The 17,996-nt window shown below is 66.2% G+C and carries 15 protein-coding genes and 1 pseudogene; all 16 read right to left on the reverse strand.

Annotated elements, in window-relative coordinates; translation table 11 throughout:
* Positions 1-13: 13 nt before the first annotated feature.
* The 16 genes and pseudogenes from P0M04_RS00370 to fcl all read right to left on the reverse strand — a co-directional run bounded on the left by P0M04_RS00370 (position 14) and on the right by fcl (position 17,995).
* On the reverse strand, positions 14-1,300 hold the full coding sequence (locus P0M04_RS00370; RefSeq protein ID WP_259452451.1) for a phenylacetate--CoA ligase family protein: 1,287 nt from the start codon (positions 1,298-1,300) through the stop codon (positions 14-16).
* A gap of 2 nt (positions 1,301-1,302) precedes the next feature.
* Positions 1,303-2,511 (reverse strand): glycosyltransferase, encoded by a 1,209-nt coding sequence (locus P0M04_RS00375; RefSeq protein ID WP_259452450.1) that lies wholly within the window; start codon positions 2,509-2,511, stop codon positions 1,303-1,305.
* A gap of 74 nt (positions 2,512-2,585) precedes the next feature.
* Positions 2,586-3,443: a beta-1,6-N-acetylglucosaminyltransferase gene (locus P0M04_RS00380; RefSeq protein WP_259452449.1), complete on the reverse strand. Its 858-nt coding sequence runs from the start codon at positions 3,441-3,443 to the stop codon at positions 2,586-2,588.
* A gap of 52 nt (positions 3,444-3,495) precedes the next feature.
* Positions 3,496-5,727 (reverse strand): heparinase II/III domain-containing protein, encoded by a 2,232-nt coding sequence (locus P0M04_RS00385; protein WP_259452448.1) that lies wholly within the window; start codon positions 5,725-5,727, stop codon positions 3,496-3,498.
* A 375-nt stretch (positions 5,728-6,102) separates the two neighbouring features.
* Positions 6,103-6,879 (reverse strand): glycosyltransferase family 2 protein, encoded by a 777-nt coding sequence (locus P0M04_RS00390; RefSeq protein ID WP_259452447.1) that lies wholly within the window; start codon positions 6,877-6,879, stop codon positions 6,103-6,105.
* A gap of 3 nt (positions 6,880-6,882) precedes the next feature.
* Positions 6,883-7,377: a glycosyltransferase gene (locus P0M04_RS00395; protein WP_281042249.1), complete on the reverse strand. Its 495-nt coding sequence runs from the start codon at positions 7,375-7,377 to the stop codon at positions 6,883-6,885.
* Positions 7,378-7,493: 116 nt separating this feature from the next.
* Positions 7,494-8,135 (reverse strand): annotated as a pseudogene (locus P0M04_RS00400) (glycosyltransferase family 4 protein); the annotation flags it as partial.
* Positions 8,090-9,607, reverse strand: coding sequence for an oligosaccharide flippase family protein (locus P0M04_RS00405; RefSeq protein WP_259452445.1), 1,518 nt, complete (start codon positions 9,605-9,607; stop codon positions 8,090-8,092). The pseudogene P0M04_RS00400 and the gene P0M04_RS00405, both read right to left, overlap by 46 nt.
* Entirely contained in the window at positions 9,604-11,070 is a 1,467-nt protein-coding gene (locus tag P0M04_RS00410; protein WP_259452444.1) for an O-antigen ligase family protein, read from the reverse strand. Before P0M04_RS00410 ends, P0M04_RS00405 begins: the two co-directional genes overlap by 4 nt.
* A gap of 6 nt (positions 11,071-11,076) precedes the next feature.
* Positions 11,077-11,769 (reverse strand): exosortase-associated protein EpsI, B-type, encoded by a 693-nt coding sequence (epsI, locus tag P0M04_RS00415; protein ID WP_259452443.1) that lies wholly within the window; start codon positions 11,767-11,769, stop codon positions 11,077-11,079.
* Entirely contained in the window at positions 11,766-12,665 is a 900-nt protein-coding gene (gene xrtB, locus P0M04_RS00420) for an exosortase B (RefSeq protein ID WP_259452442.1), read from the reverse strand. Before xrtB ends, epsI begins: the two co-directional genes overlap by 4 nt.
* A 1-nt stretch (position 12,666) precedes the next feature.
* Positions 12,667-13,536, reverse strand: coding sequence for a chain length determinant protein tyrosine kinase EpsG (gene epsG / locus P0M04_RS00425; protein WP_036237253.1), 870 nt, complete (start codon positions 13,534-13,536; stop codon positions 12,667-12,669).
* Positions 13,537-13,550: 14 nt separating this feature from the next.
* Positions 13,551-14,960 carry a chain length determinant protein EpsF gene (epsF, locus tag P0M04_RS00430; RefSeq protein ID WP_259452441.1) on the reverse strand — a complete coding sequence of 470 codons (1,410 nt, stop codon included), beginning with the start codon at positions 14,958-14,960 and terminating at the stop codon, positions 13,551-13,553.
* Between the two features lie 50 nt (positions 14,961-15,010).
* Positions 15,011-15,799 carry a polysaccharide export protein EpsE gene (gene epsE / locus P0M04_RS00435; protein WP_259452440.1) on the reverse strand — a complete coding sequence of 263 codons (789 nt, stop codon included), beginning with the start codon at positions 15,797-15,799 and terminating at the stop codon, positions 15,011-15,013.
* 34 nt (positions 15,800-15,833) lie between these two features.
* A complete protein-coding gene (locus P0M04_RS00440) occupies positions 15,834-16,871 on the reverse strand; it encodes an EpsD family peptidyl-prolyl cis-trans isomerase (RefSeq protein WP_259452439.1) in 1,038 nt (345 codons plus the stop codon).
* A gap of 143 nt (positions 16,872-17,014) precedes the next feature.
* The gene (gene fcl, locus P0M04_RS00445; protein ID WP_259452438.1) at positions 17,015-17,995 is read right to left on the reverse strand and encodes a GDP-L-fucose synthase; all 981 of its coding nucleotides are present in this window, start codon (positions 17,993-17,995) and stop codon (positions 17,015-17,017) included.
* Position 17,996: the final 1 nt, after the last annotated feature.

The raw sequence follows: 17,996 nt of genomic DNA on the forward strand, positions 1-17,996 counted from the left end.
CTGTGCGCACGCTTCAACTTTCGATCGCGATGAATTCGAACTTGCCGTTCGGTCCGCGCGGAATCGCCGCCACCCGCTCGACGCGCACTTTCACGCCGGGCACGCGCAGCAGGAATTTGTCGACCAGCGCCCGCTCGTCCGCATCCGAGAAGCCGTCGGCCGTCACGACGCGCAGTACGAACTCGCCGTCGCCGCGGTACAGCACCTGCCCTTCGACGAGGTGCCGGTCGTGGCCCTGGAAGATGCGGTCCAGGCGCGCGATGATGCGGCCGTCCGGCAAGGTGACGATCTTTTCCTGGCGCCCGATGACGGCCTTGATCGTCGGGAACACCCGGCCGCAGGGGCAGGCGTCGCCGTCCGGGATCACGGTGTCGCCCGTCCGGTAGCGCACGAGCGGCATCGCGGCATTGTTCAGCGACGTGCCGACCAGTTCGCAGGCATCGCCTTCGGTTTCCAGCAGCGCGACGCCGGAATAATCGGTGAGCACGTGGTACCGCCCCTCCTCGCACGTGCCGATGGCGGCCACGCGCTCGGCCTGGCCGTACCAGTCGAACACTTTGACGCCGAACGCCTGCTCGACAGCCGCGCGCACGCCTGGCTCCAGCGTCTCGGACGACGTCATCACGCCGCGCAGCGCGCGCCCGCGATAGCGTCTACCGGCCGCGTTCAGCCAGGCGGCCAGCGCCGCGATCGACGACGGGTACGCGTGGATCACGACGGGGTCGAAATGTTCCAGCTCGGCGATGTAGCGGCCGATCGTCTCGTTCGACAAATGGTATGACGACATCATGAGCATATTGCCCACCCAGTCGCGGCACCAGTAGCGCCCATCCGCGGGATGGTCGGGGCAGACGATGTCGCCGCGGATCCACGCGCGCGGCTGGCCCTTGCGCCAGCCTATCCATTGCAGCTGGCGGTGTACGAAACCTTCCTCGCGCACGAGGTTGCCGAGCGACTGGACGATGGTCAGCGGCGAGCCGGACGTGCCGCTCGTCCTGATGGTCGTGCGGATCCAGGAGCCGGGGCCGCGCGGGCGCACCAGTTTTTCCGGCTGCTGGCGCACGTCGGCCTTCGTCAGCATGGCGCTGCCGGGGGACAGGCGCGGGAGCACGGTGCCGTCGCCGTCCAGCGGCACGCCGACCTGGCGGGCACGCCGCGCGACGTAGGCGGCCAGCGCCTCGCGCGACCGTTCGTTCGCGACGAGATCGGGATACACGAAGGCCCTGCCCCAGACGTTACGCACTGCTTCGCGCACGAGCGAACGCAGCGAGCACTTCAGCGAGTAGGTCCACATCGGCATCGTTACGTCGACTCCGTCAGGATTTTCTTGTAAATTTTTGCAACATTGTTACCGAGAATATCATACGTCCGATGGCTTGTAACGTACGGTGGCCCACGTAACGCGAACTCGGCAGCAAGCGCCCCGTCGTTTAACAATTGCAGGACGGCGTCGGCAAAAGGCCCCGCTTCCATCGGCACGCACAGCCCGGCCCCGCTCTCGGCGATGACCAGTTTCTGGTCGGGAATATCGTTCGCGACGCTGGGGATGCCCAGGGCCAGGTATTCCACCAGCTTCGTCGGCGACGACACGTCGAACAGCGTGCCGCGCGGGATCGGCGACAGGCCCACCTCGGCCCGCACCGCGTAACCGAGCGCCGTGCGCTGCGGCAGCCAGCCCGTCAGCAGGACGTGGCCATCGAGGCCGCGCCGGGCGATCTCGCGGCGCATCCACGCCATCTCGTCGTCGGACGGGGCGTCGCCGGCGATCACCAGCAGCACGTCGGGATTTTTTTCGCGCAGCTTGTCCGCCACGTCGAGCAGGAAGTCGGACCGGCGCGAGCGGGCGATGCGGCCCAGGTACAGCACGACGCGGCGGCCGTCCAGGCGCGGGTCGTCCACGGGATCCACGCCGGCGCGGTCGAATAACTGGGCATCCACGCCCATCGGCACGGCCGTCATGGTCGAACGATCGAACCCTTTCGCGGCGAGCCAGTCGGCCATCGCAACGCTCTGCACGAACACATGGCGCGCGCCGGGCAGCACGAAGCGGTAGATGGCCACGCGCGACGCCCACGCACGCAGCGCATGCCCCATCCATTTGACGCCGCGGCCGGCGCGCCCGATGTCGTCGCGCCGGACCTCGAAGCCTTCCACGATGGGGAACGACATCCAGTAAATGAACGGCACACGCAGCAGCGCGGCGGCGACGCGTCCGAGCACGCCGCTGGCGATCTTGTCGCGCACCTGGATGCAGTCCGGTCGGCCATGGCGCAGCGCGCGCACGAGGCCCAGCATGTCCCACAGCGGCGCGCACACGCTGGCGAAGCGGCTCTTCAGCGAACCGACGACGTGCATGCCCCCGGCCGGCCACGGCGACGCATCGCCGCTGCCGCCCTGCCCCACCAGCTCGGTCGCCACGCCGTAACGGGGCATCTCCGTGCCGAACAGGGTGCGCACGTCGGCGCGGATGGGGGGCAATGGATCGCGGACGACAAAGAGGATGGAGCGCATGGATTCCTTGCTTTATGAACAACGCATGGAATCCGATTCTAGCTTACTCGTCAGCGCGCACAATTGCGCGAGTCTTAAGCCGCCCGGAGCGCGTGCAGGCGCGGCAGCAGCGCGGCGCTGGCCTCGCTGTCGATCTTGCGGCAGAAGTGCGCGCGCGACGCGGCAATGCGCTCGAAGTCGCCTTCGTCGAGGATCTTGGGGTTGCGGGCGCCGTGTTCCGGCCACTGGACGTAGCGGAAGTTCTGGCCCAGCACGCGGGGCGCGAACGGCGAATTCATCACGAGGGTCTGGAAGAACATCTCGTCCGGACACGCGCAGCGGCGGAAGAAGCGCACGAGGCCGGGGTCGCGCGCGACGCGTGCGAGGATGTCCTGCACGCAGGCCCGCGACAGCGCCCACCACGACGAGCCGCCGTAAGGCCGCATCCCGCCCGGCAGCCGGCGCGTGATGCCCGCCGCGCGCATCGCGCGGTTGGCGATGCGGCAGGCCGTGCGCAGCAGGCGCGGGCCGTCGTCGCGGTAAAAATACTGGTAGCGGAAGCCGGCGGCCCACTGGCCGGGTTCGGTGCCGATGGCGACCGTGTCCAGCAGTTCATGGTGGGCGTGTCGCGCGAGGGCCTCTTTCAGGCGCGCATTCGACAGCAATGGAAAATCCTGGGCGGACAGGAAGATGACCTTGTCGAATTCGGGCACCTCGGCCACGATCTGGTGCAGGGAGTTGAGCACGGCCTGCACCTGGCTGAACGTGCCCCAGTGGACGTCGACGCGGTCCTGCACGAGGCGCGCGGCGGGGTGCACGGCGGCGGGGTCGAGCGCGCATTTGCGGTCGAGGTTCACGTACACGCGAAAATCGTCGTCGCGCAGCTGCTCGACCAGCGCATTGAGCTGGTCCAGGTCCTTGTGTGCCTGGATCAGGAATACCTGTGTCGTCATCGCGCCGAGTCTAGCACGGCGCGTGACGACACCAGGTGACGATACGCCTGAGTTAGTTCAGGTTCACCGACTGCGTACCGACCGTCAGCGTGCGGGTCGTGCCCGACGTCGCGACCTTGGTGGCCGGACGCTTGCAGCCCACGTCGATCAGCACGAGGAACTCGGCCACCGACTTGCCGTCGTTCTTCAGGTAGAACGCGCCATGGTCTTCCGTCACGCCGGACTTGGGCGCCGGGCCGGTCCACTTGGCGAACGGCGCGTTGCCGTTCAGGTCGCGCAGGCACACCGACTGGCCGCCGGCCGCGATCTTCACGCTCGACGGGCTCTCGACCGTCATCGCCACCGGCGCGTGGAAGTTCCACTCGTAGGTGTGGGCGACGACCGCCTGCAGCTTGTCGCGCACGACCATGGCGTCCTGGCCGTGCAGGTACCAGATCTGGCGCTTGGCCATCGTCAGCTGGCCGCCATACGACGGGGTCGCGTCGCCTTCGGCATAGTCGTAGGACGACTGGGCCGAGAAGCCGGCGACGCGGCCGTTGCGCTGCAGCTGCTCGCGGTAGCCGCCGACCAGCTGGCCCTTGCCGCCGTCGAACGTGACCGCGTTCTGCGACTTGGTCTGGTGGTACCAGTCGGTCCACAGCGGCGAACCGTACCAGTCGTACCAGCCGGCCTTGACCAGCAGCGGCTGGCCGGCCACCGACAGCAGCAAGCCGTTCTGGTCGCCGTGGCTGTGGTTGAACGAGCCGTACGGGCTGGACTTGAAGTAGAACGACGTGCGGGCCGTCGAGCCGATATCGCTGTGCATCGCGACCCAGCCGGTGCTCGGGTAGTAGGCCGAGTTCGACGGCGGGATCTTCATCGACGTGCCGGTCACGGGCATCGGGTACGGTGCTTCGACCACGGACAGCGAGTCTTCGATGCCCGGCAGGTTGGCGACGTACCAGGCGGCGCGCGGCGACACCATGCGGTTGGCGAAGGCGCGGAACACGCGCGGGTCCGGCTTCGTCTCGGAACCGTCGCCGAACGCGTGGATCTTCGAGCCCGGCGGCGTGAACTGCGTCGCGAAGTCGAGGAAGCCCAGCGTCCACGGCTTGGCGTACAGGTTCACGCCGGTCGCCTGGACGATCGGATCCCACAGCGCCGTCATGTAGCCGGCCGCGTACTCGGCGTAGGCGGTGCCGTTGGCATAGCCGCCTTCCGCACCCGACCACGGCGACGGGGTGTTCACGTAGGAGCGGAACGCGAAGTCGAACCACGTCTGCGCTTCCGGGATGTCGCCCAGCGCCAGGGTCGAGATCAGCGCCATGTAGATCATCAGCGTGTTGCCGTGCGAGTCGAACGGGTACTGGTCGAGGCGGCCGTTGTCGCCCGCGATGCTGCCGTACATCTCGGTCACGCGCGTCTTGACGACGGCGAGCCACTTGGCCTTGCGGGTCGAATCCAGGTCACCGGCCAGCAGGTCCATGCCCTTCAGCAGCGACAGCGCGATCTGGCGCGTGGCCTGGTCCTGGTTGGCGTAGCTGGTGGGGCCGGTCGGGTTCAGCGATGCCAGCTGGTCGCCGCGCTTGAGCGCTTCCGCCAGGTGGATCGGGTCCTTCTTCAGGCGCCACAGCACCGCGGCCGCTTCCAGCTGGCGCGACGATTCGTTGATGCGGTTGCGCACGTCGGTCTGCTGCGACGCCATCTGCGCCGTCAGCGGCGACGAGATCACGATCGGCCAGCGCGCGTCCGACAGGTCGGGCAGCGCCGTCGTCTGGAGCTTGACTTCGTTGATCAGGCGGCTGACGTACGGATCCAGGTCGCTCTTCTTGGCCGAGCTCCACGTCGAGTACGCGGTGAAGGACGGGGCCAGCGAACGGGGACGTGCCTTGTTCAGGATGCGCGAACGCAGGGTGGCGTTGTCGGGCACTTCGAACACGGTCGACTTGCTCGTGATCGCGAACGCGCGCGGGGTCGACCATTCGGTCGAACCGGCCGGACGCACGCGCCACGTGTAATTGCCCAGTGCCAGTGCCTTGGTCGGCAGGTACCAGTTGCGTTCGACCGTCGCCTTCACTGGCGAGCCGCCGTTCGGCGTGATCTCGATCTCGTAGCTGGCCGGGCCGGTCGGGTGACGCGCCCACGCAAAACCCGGCGGGTTCTGTGCCTGCACGGCGCCATTGGCCGGTGCCGGCTGGACCACCAGCGGATCGGTGGATTGGGCCCAGTCGGCGTGTGCGCTGAACGACATCAACAGCGACGACAGTGCGGCGATGGCGACAACGCCCTTCCGGTGAAATTTCATGTGGTTGCTCCGAGAAATATTAACTGGACGACTAGAGAGTCAGCCCGTTGGCAGGAAGCCAGGGCCCGATTTGCTTGAAGCGCTCCGCTGATGCAAATGAGCGCTGTTCGATACGAGAAATAGTACCGCAAATAAATTTTCTTGCGGAAAAATCCCCTTAGAAATCAAAGATTTTTCTCGTATACCCCACAAATCGGACGACCCTATAGACCCCTTATCAACGGTAATATTTCCAGGCAGCTAAAAGCCGTTTTTTTACAGAAAAGACTTTTTGAAAACTGTGCAGCTATTTCGGCAAAGTTAATCGATTCGCCATCGTTCGAATGGCTTCGACAACCATGTTATTTATTTAATCCGATATAAAGATTACGAACATTACGATTGCATTACCGGTACGCCGGCATGGGCCTCGGCGCGCAGCGTGCGCATGCGCTTGTAGTAGCGCAGGCAATAGATGCCGAAGGCGAGCGGCGCCTGCTTCAGGTAGCGGCGGCGAACCTGGAACTCTTCCTGCCGCGCCTTGATCTTGTTGGCGGACGAGACGCTGCCCGCATGGTCGCGGAACACAGTCAAGGGCCGGGCTATGGTAGCCGGCTGTGCCACCTTGCCCAGGCGCAGCCACAGGTCGATGTCCATCGCGTATTTCAGCTTTTCGTCGAACATGCCAACGCGGTCGAACGCGCTGCGGCGGATGAAGACGGCCGGATGCGGTACGGACGCGCGGCCCGCGGCGAAAGCCTGGTAGCTGAACGGCACCATCTTGTACGGCGGAATCAGCTGGCCATCCTTCAGGACCTGTACCGTGCCGAACACCCAGTCCACGCGCTCGCTCGCGAAGCGTTCGGCGACGGTTGCCAGCACGTCGTCGCTGGCGTAGTAGTCGTCCGAATGCAGGTGCGCCACGTACTCGCCGGTGGCCGCTTCGATACCCTGGTTCATGGCGCGGCTGATGCCGCCGCCCACGTCGCGCAGCACGCGCTTCCTGCCCGGGTACGCTGCGATCATCTCCAGCGTGCCGTCGGTGGAGCCGCCGTCGACGAAGATGTGCTCGACGTCCTGGCACGTCTGCCGCTGGACGGACGCGAGGGTGTCGGCCAGGGTGGCGGCGCTGTTCCAGGTGCAGGTGACGATCGAAAAGGTCGGTTTATTCATGGGTCACTCGTGATAGAAGTCCAGGATCTGGGGGACGGCGTGAAACACGTCCATCGGGAAGGCATCGGGCAACGGCACCGTCACCGGCGCGCGGCCCAGGGTGTGCGCCAGCCGCTCCACGAGCCGCGGCATGGTCTCGGCCAGTTGCAGCTGGCCGTCGTAATACTGGTACGCGGCCAGCTCCGGCGTGCCGCCGCGCGCCAGCGCGAGACACTGCTTGCCGAGGGCCAGCGCTTCCAGCACGGTGGTGCCGCACGGTTCTTCCCACACGGACGGGATCACGAGCACGTGGCTGCGCGCCGACATGCGGATCACCTCGTCGTACGGCAGCCAGCCGAGGAAGCGCACCTGCGGTCCCGCGTAGCGGCTCTCCAGCTGGCCCCGCAGCGGACCGTCGCCGACGATGGAGATGCGCGCATGCTTCGGCAGCCAGCCCTGCACCTGCGCGAGGAATTCGCCGAAGCCCTTGCCGGCATCGATGCGGCCGACGAGCAGCACCTCCCCGCCTGCACCTCGTCGGGCCGCGCGGCCCGCTCGCGCAGGTACGGGTAGCGGATGAAGTTGTGGATCACGCGTGCCCGCGACAGGTCCGCGTCCGGCACCGCGCGCAGGAACGCCTGGCGCAGGAAATCCGACACGAAGATCGTCTTGTGGCGCGAGAAGGCTTCCGCCGTCTCGGACCGGTAGCGGCGCACGGCCAGCCCGGACATCTCGCGCCGCACCACGTTCGGCGCGGGGTGGATGCAGGCGGCGCAGTCGCGCGCGTCGAGCGTCGTGCACACGTGTTCCTGCCTGAAGCGCAGGTGGATCACGCATTCGCTGCCCTGGTCGTGGCGGGTCTGCACGAAGTTGACGCTCCGCGGCACGTAGCGCCCCGCCATCGGCAGGTGGCCGTGGTAGTGCACGACGTCGTACTTGCCCGCCTCGCGCAGCAGCGCGCGCGCGATGCTACGCGCGAACCACGGCCGCTTGACCGGGTTGAAGAACCCCAGTTGCGATTCCTTCCACCCGGGCCGGGAAAAATCGAAGCCGGGCAGCACACGGCCTTTAAAACCGATCTCGGCCGCGCTGCCACCGTGGCACCGGTCGCTGCGTCCCATGATGTCGACCTCGTGGCCCAACTCGAGCAGCGCGTTCGACAATGTCACGACATGCTTGCCCAGCCCGCCCACCTGCGTGCCCGGCAAGTCTTCCGAAACCATCAGGACTTTCAAGCCGCTTTCCTCATCGATAACAACCCTTTGACCCTCGTCCATGCCGTGCTCATGTCGTCCCGTTCGATCACGAACAGGCTGCCGTACGCGAGAAGCAGGCCCGCCGTCAGCAGCACGAGCAGGAGCAAATCGACCGGGCCGCCGTCGAACAGGCGGTTGCCCGCGTTGGCGACGACCGCGACGACGGCGACACCCGCCACGCTGGGCAGGTAGGCTTTACGGACGAGCTCGCCCAGCCGCGCGGGCACGGTGCGGCCATGCACGGCGACGAGGAACGCGCACGTCAGCAGTACCGATGCGATCAAATGCCCCCACGCGGCGCCGTCGATGCCCCAGCCCGCGACGCCCAGGTACACGACCAGCAGGCCGAACGCGGCGCGCGCCAGCGCGAACATGCCGGAAAAACGGGGGTGGCCCATGCCGTCGTTCACAAGCGACGGCAGGCTCGTCAGCGAATCGATGAATTGCGACAGGGCCATCACGGCCAGCACGACCTGCCCCGCACGCGCGAACTGCGGGTTCATCCAGTAAAACAGGATCTGGTACGAAAACACCGCGACGAGCACCAGCACGGAGGCGTTGATGAACACGACGTAGCGGCTCGCCTTCAGGTACAGCCGGTTCAGACGCTCCAGCTCGCCGCGTGCCGCCAGCGCGCTCGCGGCCGGGAAAAAGACGCCGGACAGGCGGTACGTGAGGCTGAGGATACGGTTCGCGAGCGTGGAGGCGACGGTGAAATACGCGAGCCCCGTCACGCCGACCAGCGCACCGATGATGAGCTTGTCGGCATACGCGTAAGAGAGTGTCGCGAAGCGGCTCAGGAACGAGTACGCGGAAAAGCCCAGCAATTCCTTGCGGATCGCCGCGCCGGGCTTACGGTAGCGCAGGTCAGGCAGCAGCCGGCGGATGCAGCGCCACAGCACGGCGCAATTGATCGCGCTCGCGATCACGCGCAGCAAGATCACTTCGAACAAGCCATAGCCGAGCATCAGCACGGCCACCGTCAGCAGCGGCACGCCGGTGCCGAACAGCATCTCGATGCGGCTCGCGATGTCGTAGCGCATCAGCGATTGCGGCACGCTTTGCAGATAACTTTGCAACTGGCCGAGGAAGAAGCCGAGCGCCGCCAGTTGGAGTGTCACGACGGCCTCGTGTTCGAGCGCGGCCGGCACGGAAAATACGCGGGTGACGAAGAAGTGGGCACCGAAGTACAGGCCGAGCCCGCCGACAAGGCCCAGCAGCGAATACACGGACAGGCCGAAGAACACGGTCTCGTCGATGCGTTCCTGATCCTTGTGGGCGTTGAATTCCGCGATGTATTTCACGGAACCCGCCGTGACGTTGATGTCGATGACGGCGAAATAGCCGACGATTGCCGTCACCAGCGAGTACACGCCGTAGTTCGCATCGCCCAGCCCTTTCACGACGAGCGGCACCGTACCCAGCGCCACCAGCGCCGGAATGACGGCGCCCAGCAGGTTCGAGAAGGCGTTGCGGACGAGGCTGAGGTTCATACGTGCGCCGGCACCAGGTTGACGTGGCGGCGCTTGCGGGTCTCGACGGGCTGCACGGCCGGCTGCGCGCGCGCCACGGCCATTGCCACGTACGGCAGCGCGAGGCAGATCGCCAGCATCTGCGTCGTGCGCACCTGCGGGAACGGCGTGCCGATGAGCAGGTCGGGCAGCATGAATGCCAGGCCCGCGGCGCCGGCTGTCGCCAGGCCCAGCAGGTCGGGCGGCAACGTGCGCAGCGCGTGGCGCGCGAGGCGGGTGAACGCCCAGATGGTCCCACCCAGCAGGATCAGCCCGGGCAGCCCGGCTTTGAGGGCGATGTGCAGCACGCCGCTGTGCAGGAACAGGCCGCCGTCCTGCCCCGCCTGCCATGAGATGTGCTGATAGCCCGTGTACCGCCCCCACGTGCCGATGCCCGTGAGCGGATGCGAGATGAAATCGGCCAGCGCGAATTTCAGTTCGAGCACGCGCTCGCTTTCGGCGCCGAAGCGCTTCGATTCCATGTCGTAGAACAGGCTCGACAGGCCGCCGCCGGCGCCTTTCGTGTGGCCCAGGCGCTTGAACGCCGCATACAGCAGCCCGGCGCCGAGGACGGGCGCGCCCAGCGCCATCATGTGGATACGGCGCTGCAGCGGGAAGCGCATCATGATGATGAGGAAGGCGAGCACGAAGCCGATCCATGCGCTGCGGCGGTACGACAGCACGATGCACGCGGCCGTCGTAAGGAGCGTGGCCCAGTCGATCGCGGTCCAGAACAGCGAGCGCTTGTTCCTGACGACCTGGAACAGGTTCACGGCGGCGATGGCAAAAGCGATCGTGCACAGCAGGCTGTCGTTGATGTCGAAGAACGTCAGCTTGATCTTGATGGCGTTCATGTTCGCATACACGTTGTTCGGGTCGCCGCCGAGGAATGCCCAGCGCGCGAGTCCGAACAGCGCGCGTCCGAGCCCGGCCAGCAGGATGAAGCGCGACAGCTCGACCGCGTGCTCGCGGGTGCGGAACGACAGCAGCATCAGCGAGACGAGCGGCGCCATCCAGACGATGTTGGAAAAGCCGGAAGGCGCCAGCGCTTCGGCCAGGGTCACGCTGGAGAACAGCGCGACGGCTACGTGGCCGCCCAGCAGCAGGATCCAGGCGAGGAACCAGGGCCGCAGGTTGCACGGCGGCGCCGGATAGCGCTGGAAGCCGGCCGACACGCGCGCGCAGCACCAGGCCCCGGCCATGCACCACAGCAGCAGCGGGAAGAACAGCACGCCGGAGCCGCGGCTGTAGATGCCCGGCGCGGCCGCCGCGGCCAGCGAGCCGTAGCTCGTCGAATTCTTGAAGAAGAACACCGCGATGTAGACGTAGGCGAGGAAGCGCGGCCACACCATGCCGACGCCCATCCCGACCACGGCCATGATCGCCAGCACCACGACGGCGATGAACGGCAGCGATGTATAGAAGTACAGGAGAAAGTTCTGCATCGACCGTCAGCCCTTGTTGGTGGAGGCGCCCAGCAGTTTCGTGCGGTTATGCGGCGACATGGCGTCCAGCATCTGGTTCACGAAGCGGTCCTGCACGCGGTAGGCGCTGTTCTGGTCGGCCTCGATGGTCGACACGCGCACGAGCATGCCGTCGGGGATCTTGCCCGTCAGGCCGTACAGGAAACGCTGGTATTTCTGGCCCAGGCCGGACATCACGGCCTTGTCGCCCACCGTCACCCAATACGTGATCGGCTCGTTGCGCGCATTCTGGCGCGCAACCAGGCGTTTCACGGGCACGCTGCCGTAATGCGTGGCGAGCTCGGCCTTGTGGTCCTGCACCATGTCGAAGCCTTGCGCCACGTAGCAGACTTCCGGCAGGTGCAGCTGCAGCTGCTTGCTCTGGTCGCCGCCGTACGCGATCGACAACATCACGCGCTGGCCGGCATCGTTGACATAGGTGCGCGCCAGCGTCTGGTCGTACAGGGTGGCGATGAGTTCCTTCTGCGTCTCGTCGGGCGTCAGCGGCACGACGGTGTTGTCGACCTTCCAGTTGCCGAAGCGCTGAGGAATCATCGCGTCGAGGTCGAACCGTTCCTGGACGGCGGCCACCTTCTGCTTCGGCGTGAGCGCGCCCGTCAGCGCGGACGTGCCCGCCATCGCCACGCCCAGGATCACGCTGGCCATGAATTTGCGGTTCATGCCGCCCCCCTGCGCCGGGCCCACCATTGCAGCGCCGAGTCGATCGACAGGATCAGCACGAGTGCCGTGACGAACAGGACCATGCCGGCGAAGCCATGCAGGAAGCCCTGCCCCGCCGCGTCGCCGAAGTAATACGTGATCAGGGTGAGCACGATCACGCGGATCACGTTGGCGGAGAACGAGATCGGGATGATGAACAGGGCCAGGCCGATGTTGCGGAACGCGGACGGGTGGCGCATCAGGTTCAGGTAGAACAGGCCCAGCGCTTCCAGGGTCAGCAGGGTCTGCAGGCCGGCGCACGCGTCCGCCACGAGCAGCTGGTACTGGCCGATTTGCAGGATCACGCCGGAGCGGCTGATCGGGTAGCCGAACGCGAACAGCAGGTGCTCGGTCGCCCACGACACGGCCATCTTCATCGGCATCGTCACCGCCGCGACGAATTCGCTGGGCAGCGGCACCATGAACAGCATGAAGAAGAACGGGAACCACAGCACGCGCAGCGCGCGGCCGCCCCGCTTGACGAGCAGCACGGCCGCCATCACGAGGATGATCGCCACGATCTGCAGCATCAGGATGTTCTGCGACCGGCCCAGCAGATGCGCCATGAGGCCGACGGCGAGGATGGGCCAGCCGGCCCAGCTGGTGCGCGGGGGCGTCGTCGCCTCCAGCACGTCCGGCCACTTGCGGTAGATGAGCCACAGCGCGAGGCCGAAGATGATCGGCCCGTGGCCCTGCTCTTCTCCGACCCAGGCGCCGGTGAACAGGTCGTAGAACGTGGGGACGAACAGGATCGCCAGGCCCAGGAAGACCGGCCACCATTCCGGCAGGACGCCGCGCAGCGCACGCAGGTCCGGTGCATGCTGCCGCACGGTGCTGGCGCGTGCTCCGGTGTCCATGTCAGAACTCCATCACCACCGAGCCGAGGACTTCGCAGCCGGCATCGACGAGTTGCTCGGCAGCGCGGCCGATGTGCGAGATCCGCGTGTAGTTCTTGCGCGTGACCAGCAGCGCACCGCCCGCGCGGCTCGCGACCGCGACGGAGTCCATGCCGTGCTGGAATGGCGACACGTCGTACAGCACGACGTCGTAGCGGCTTTCCAGCTGGGTGTTCAGGTTGCGGAAGCCTTCGCGCGCCAGCAGTTCGCCCGGGTTCGGCGGCAGCGTCCCGGCCGGCATGATCGACAGGTCGACGAACGCCGGCACCCGCGCGATCACGTCGAGGTCGGCGCGGCCGGCCAGCAGGTCGGACAGGCCCTGGCGCGGCTTGAGCGCGAACGCATCCTGCTGGCGCGGGGCGCGCAGGTTCGCGTCCACGAGCAGGGTCTGCTCGCCCAGCTGGGAAAACACGATCGCCAGGTTCGATGCGAACAGCGCGGCGCCGTCTTCCGGGTCCACGCCGACGATGGCCAGCGCACGGCGTCCGCGCGCGAACCAGCGCAGCATCAGCTGGCTGCGGATCGCGCGCAGCGATTCGACCTGCGGGCAGAACGGATCGTAGGCCGCCAGCAGCTTGGGCGACAGGCCGGCCTGGCCCTTCTGCAGATACGGGTACGAGAACTGGCGCGCCAGCACCTGCTGGATGTCGTCCTCGCTGACCAGGCCCAGCCGCACGGCCGCTTCGCCGAAGCGGATGCCGGTCTCCTTCTGCATGCGCAGCACGCGTTCGGCGTCTTCCGGCTTGAGCTTGCCCGAGTCGAGCAGCAAGGCCCCCATGCTCGTTTCCGGCCCCGGCCCTGCAGGCAGCGTATTGAAAATCGGAGAGTTCATGTTGAAATCCAGGATCAGTTAAGACGGAGCAGGCGGCGGGGCGTCATCAGGGAGCGGATGCCACCCGTCCGTCCACGCGGCGACTTCCATTCGATCGTGCCCAGCACGGGGATGCCCAGCATGTCCTTGACGTCGCTGGCCGAGCGCACCGGACGGTTCAGCAGTTCCAGCAGCAGGGCCAGGCCGACACCGAGGATCGTGCCCAGCAGGAACGCGATCAGCGTGTTCAGCAGCACGCGCGGGCCCGACGGCTCGGTCGGCGCCACGGCCGGGTTCAGCAGCGAGATATCGGACTGCTCGGACTGCGCCTCGATGCGGGTCTGCGAGAAGCGCTGCGACGCGGAATCGAACGCGCGCTGGGCACTGTCGAGGTCTTTCAGCAGCACGCCCAGTTCGTCGCGGGCGCGGTTCATTTCCAGCACTCTCGCCTTCTGCTGGGCCACCGCCTCGCGCAGTTCCGCTTCACGCTGGCGCAGCACCTGGGCATTCGCGCCCACGCTGCGCGACACGGTGCCCAGCGCGGCGTTCAGCTCGCCCTGGACCTTGTCGAGCTCGGCCTTGGCGGCCTGGTATTGCGGGTGATTGCGGCCGTAGCGCTGGGACGTGTCGGCGAACTTGCCGCGCGCCTGGGCCACGTTGGCGCGCATCGTCTGGATCAGGGCGTTGTTCGCCACGTCCGGCGACGTCAGCGCGGAACCGGCGGCGGCCTGGCGCGAGTTTCCTTCCATCGCGGCCGTCTGCGCCGCCACCAGCTGGGCGGACAGGTCGTTCAGGCGCGCCAGTTCGACGTCCACGCGGTTGTTGTCGAGGCTGACAATGCCCTTCTCCTGCTGGTACTTGGACAGGCGGGCCTGCGCGGCCTCGACGTTGTCGCGCAACTGCTTGGTCTGTTCGTTGAAGTACGAGGCCGTCTTCTTGGCCGGATCGGTCTTCAGCTGGACGGTGATCTTCTGGTACTCGTCGGCGAACGCGTTCGCCACCGCCGCCGCGAACGCGGGGTCGGCGCCCTTGAAGCTGATCTCGACGACGGACGATTCGCGCGACGGCACGATCTCCAGTTTCTTCAGCAGCAGGTCGGCCAGCCAGTCGCGCACCGAACCCTTGCCCTCGGTCGCATCCTTGAACTGTTCGATGACCGCAGGGCTATTGGCCAGGTGCAGCGCATCGACGACCCGCAGCGCCACGTTCTTGCTGCTGATGATGTCGATCTGCGTGGCCATATAGCCCGGCAGCAGTTGCCCCGGCATCGTCAGCCCGGTCAATGGATCCACGCCTTTGTAGTTCAACAGAACGGATGCCGTTGCCTTGTACGTCTTGGCCTGGATCAGGCTGAACCCGAGGGCCAGCGCGACCGTGACCAGCAGGGTCGTCAGGATGATCTTCTTCCGTGCGAGCAAGATCAGCAGGAATTGATGGACGTTCATGATGAACCTTTTAAAACGGAGTGGAACAAAGAACCGGAGCTGCCGCTACCTTAGAACCAGGACTCTTTTACCGTGATGACGTCGTCGACCTGCACCATGTCATCCGCTTTCGCGTCGATCGTGTGCTGGGTCCCGCTCGCATCGCGGCGCGTGATGCGCAGGCCGCGCTGCGTGCCGCGCTGGGTCAGGCCGCCGCCGGCCGACAGGGCCTGCTGGACCGTCATCGCGCGTTCCAGGCGGAACGGACCCGGACGCTGTACCTCGCCCGTGATGTAGGCGCGCGGCGCGCGTTCGACGAAGATGATGTCGCCGCCGGCCACTTCGTAATCGCGGTTCAGCTCGCCCTTGCGCACCATGTCGACGACGTCGATGGTTTCGCGCGTCGTGGCACCGTTGCGGGTGCGCACCAGGCTGACCATGTCGCCGCCTTCCGGGCCGATGCCGCCGGCCAGCGCCAGCAGGTCGAGCACCTTGCGCGGACCGTCGACCGGATAGCGGCCCGGACGGTTGACCTGGCCCAGCACCGACACCTGCTGGCTCGCCAGCGTGGTGATCAGGAGGTTGACCTGGGCCTTCTTGAGGTAGCCGCCCTTCTCGAGCAGGCCGCCGATTTTCTTTTCCGCCTGTTGCGTCGTGAGGCCACCGACCTGCACTTCGCCCAGCAGCGGGAACGTCATGGTGCCGGTTTCCGACACACGCGTTTCGATGGCGAGGTCGGGGCTGCCGTAGACCGATGCCTTGACCACGTCGCCCGGGCCCAGCAGGATGGCCGCCGCGCCCGCCATGCCCGCGCTCAGCGTGAGGACTGCCGCAATCATCCAGTGTACGAGTCGTTTCATGTTCTTCACTCCTTATTGGTCGTCAATGTTGGGATTACTTCAGTCCGGCGACGCCGCGGTCCAGCGCTGCCTTGTCGGCGCCGGATGCATTGTCGGCCGGTGCATTCTCGGGCACCGGCGCGGCGGCCGGCGCACCGGCGGCGGCGGGCGCCGCGGCCGGATCGGCATTCGCCACCGCGCTCGTCGGTGCGGCACCGGCCGGCAACGCCGGCGCGGCCTTGGGATCGGGCACCATCGATTTGTTCAGGTACTCGATCTTGGCGGTGGAACGCAGGCGCTGCAGCTCGGCTGCGGCCAGTTCCTTGTTCTTGCGGTTCACGAGGAATTGCTCGATCTGGTTGGACGCGACCTGCAGCGAGACCGGCGCATCCTTGACTTCGGCGACGGAAATGAACATCGCGCGCGGCCCTTCCTTGACGACGAAGAGCTGGCCCTTGGGCATGCCCAGCAGCTTGGACGACAGTTGCGGCGGCACGTCGGCCGTCGAGCGCGTGACCTGGTTGCGGCCGTACTTGATCTTGTGCGTGTCCAGCCAGACCGCGACCTCTTCCAGCGACTTGGCGCTGTCGGCCGCGCTGCGCACGTCGGGCGTCAGGTCGTTGGCGGAAATGACGAGTTCGTTCATGCTGAACTGCTTACGGTTGGAAAAGAACTCCGGATGCTTGTTGTAGTAGTCCTCGACTTCCGCCTGCGTCGGCTTCGCCACGTTGCCGACGCGCTTCTGTAAATAGGCTTGCGCGATGATCAGCGAACGGGCGCGGTCGATCGCCTGCATGACCTTCGGGTCGCGATCGAGGTTTTCCTTGGCGGCCGCTTCCTGCAGCAACTGGCGGTCGATCAACACCTGCAGCAACTGCTTGCTTGCGGCATCCTGCTGGGCGGCGGACACGCCCGCGCGCTGCAATTCTTCGTTGAGCTGGAGTACCGTGACCTCTTCCCCATTCACGCTCGCCAGCGCCTGACCGGGTTTCTTTTCTTTCGCCTTGTCGCCGCACGCGCTCAAGGTTGCCGCAACCAGGATCAGCGCGGCGCACAGCACGCGCTTGGGAGTCGTAGGGGAGGATGTGTTCATGATGGCAGCCACGTGGTTGTTGTTCAATTGGTTTCCTGGGTGGATGGGTAAGACGCTACTGATAGCCTGCTCATTCTGGGAGCCGCACGACTCGGACTCTGTTCGTCAATTAACACTCTGCCGTACGGCTCGGCCGCGATGGTTCAGGCGGCGGCCCGCTTTTCCTGGTCGGCCATCAGGTCGACGAAGGCCGCGTACGCGCGCTGCAATCCTTCCGGCAACGGCGTGCGCGCCTGCCAGCCGAGGGATTTCAGCTTGGACACGTCGAGCAGCTTGCGCGGCGTGCCGTCCGGCTTGCTGGGGTCGAACGCGATGCGGCCGCGGTAGCCGACCGTCTCGCCGACGAGCCGCGCGAGATCCGCGATGGTGACGTCCTCGCCCGTGCCCACGTTGATGTGCGAATGCATCGGGTCGGTGGTCGACGCATAGGTGTCGTGGTCGAGGTTCATCACGTACACGCTTGCTTCCGCCATGTCGTCGACGTACAGGAATTCGCGCATCGGCTTGCCGCTGCCCCAGATCACGACTTCGGGCGCACCGGTCAGCTTGGCTTCGTGGAAGCGCCGCATCAGCGCGGGGATCACGTGGCTGTTTTCCGGGTGGTAGTTGTCGCCGGGACCGTACAGATTCGTGGGCATCACGCTGCGGTAATCCGTGCCGTACTGGCGGTTGTAGCTTTCGCACAGTTTGATGCCGGCAATCTTCGCCATCGCATACGGCTCGTTGGTGGGCTCCAGCATGCCGCTCATCAAGTACTCTTCCCTGATCGGCTGCTGGGCCAGGCGCGGGTAGATACACGACGAGCCGAGGAACAGCAGCTTGTTCACGCCATTGCGCCACGCTTCGTGCACGACGTTCGCCTGCACCATCATGTTGTCGTAGATGAAGTCGGCCGGATACGTGTTGTTCGCGTGGATGCCGCCGACCTTGGCGGCGGCCAGGTAGACCTGGTCGATGCGCTCGTTGCGGAAGAACTCGCGGACCTGGGCCTGGTCGGTCAGTTCGAGTTCCGCGTGACTGCGCGTGACGATGTTCGTGTGGCCTTGCGCGCGCAGCACGCGCACGATGGCCGAACCGACCAGCCCGTTATGGCCGGCCACGTAGATGCGGGGTTGAGTATTCAAC

Origin of the sequence: Telluria mixta, from assembly GCF_029223865.1 — a bacterium.
GTDB lineage: Bacteria > Pseudomonadota > Gammaproteobacteria > Burkholderiales > Burkholderiaceae_D > Telluria > Telluria mixta.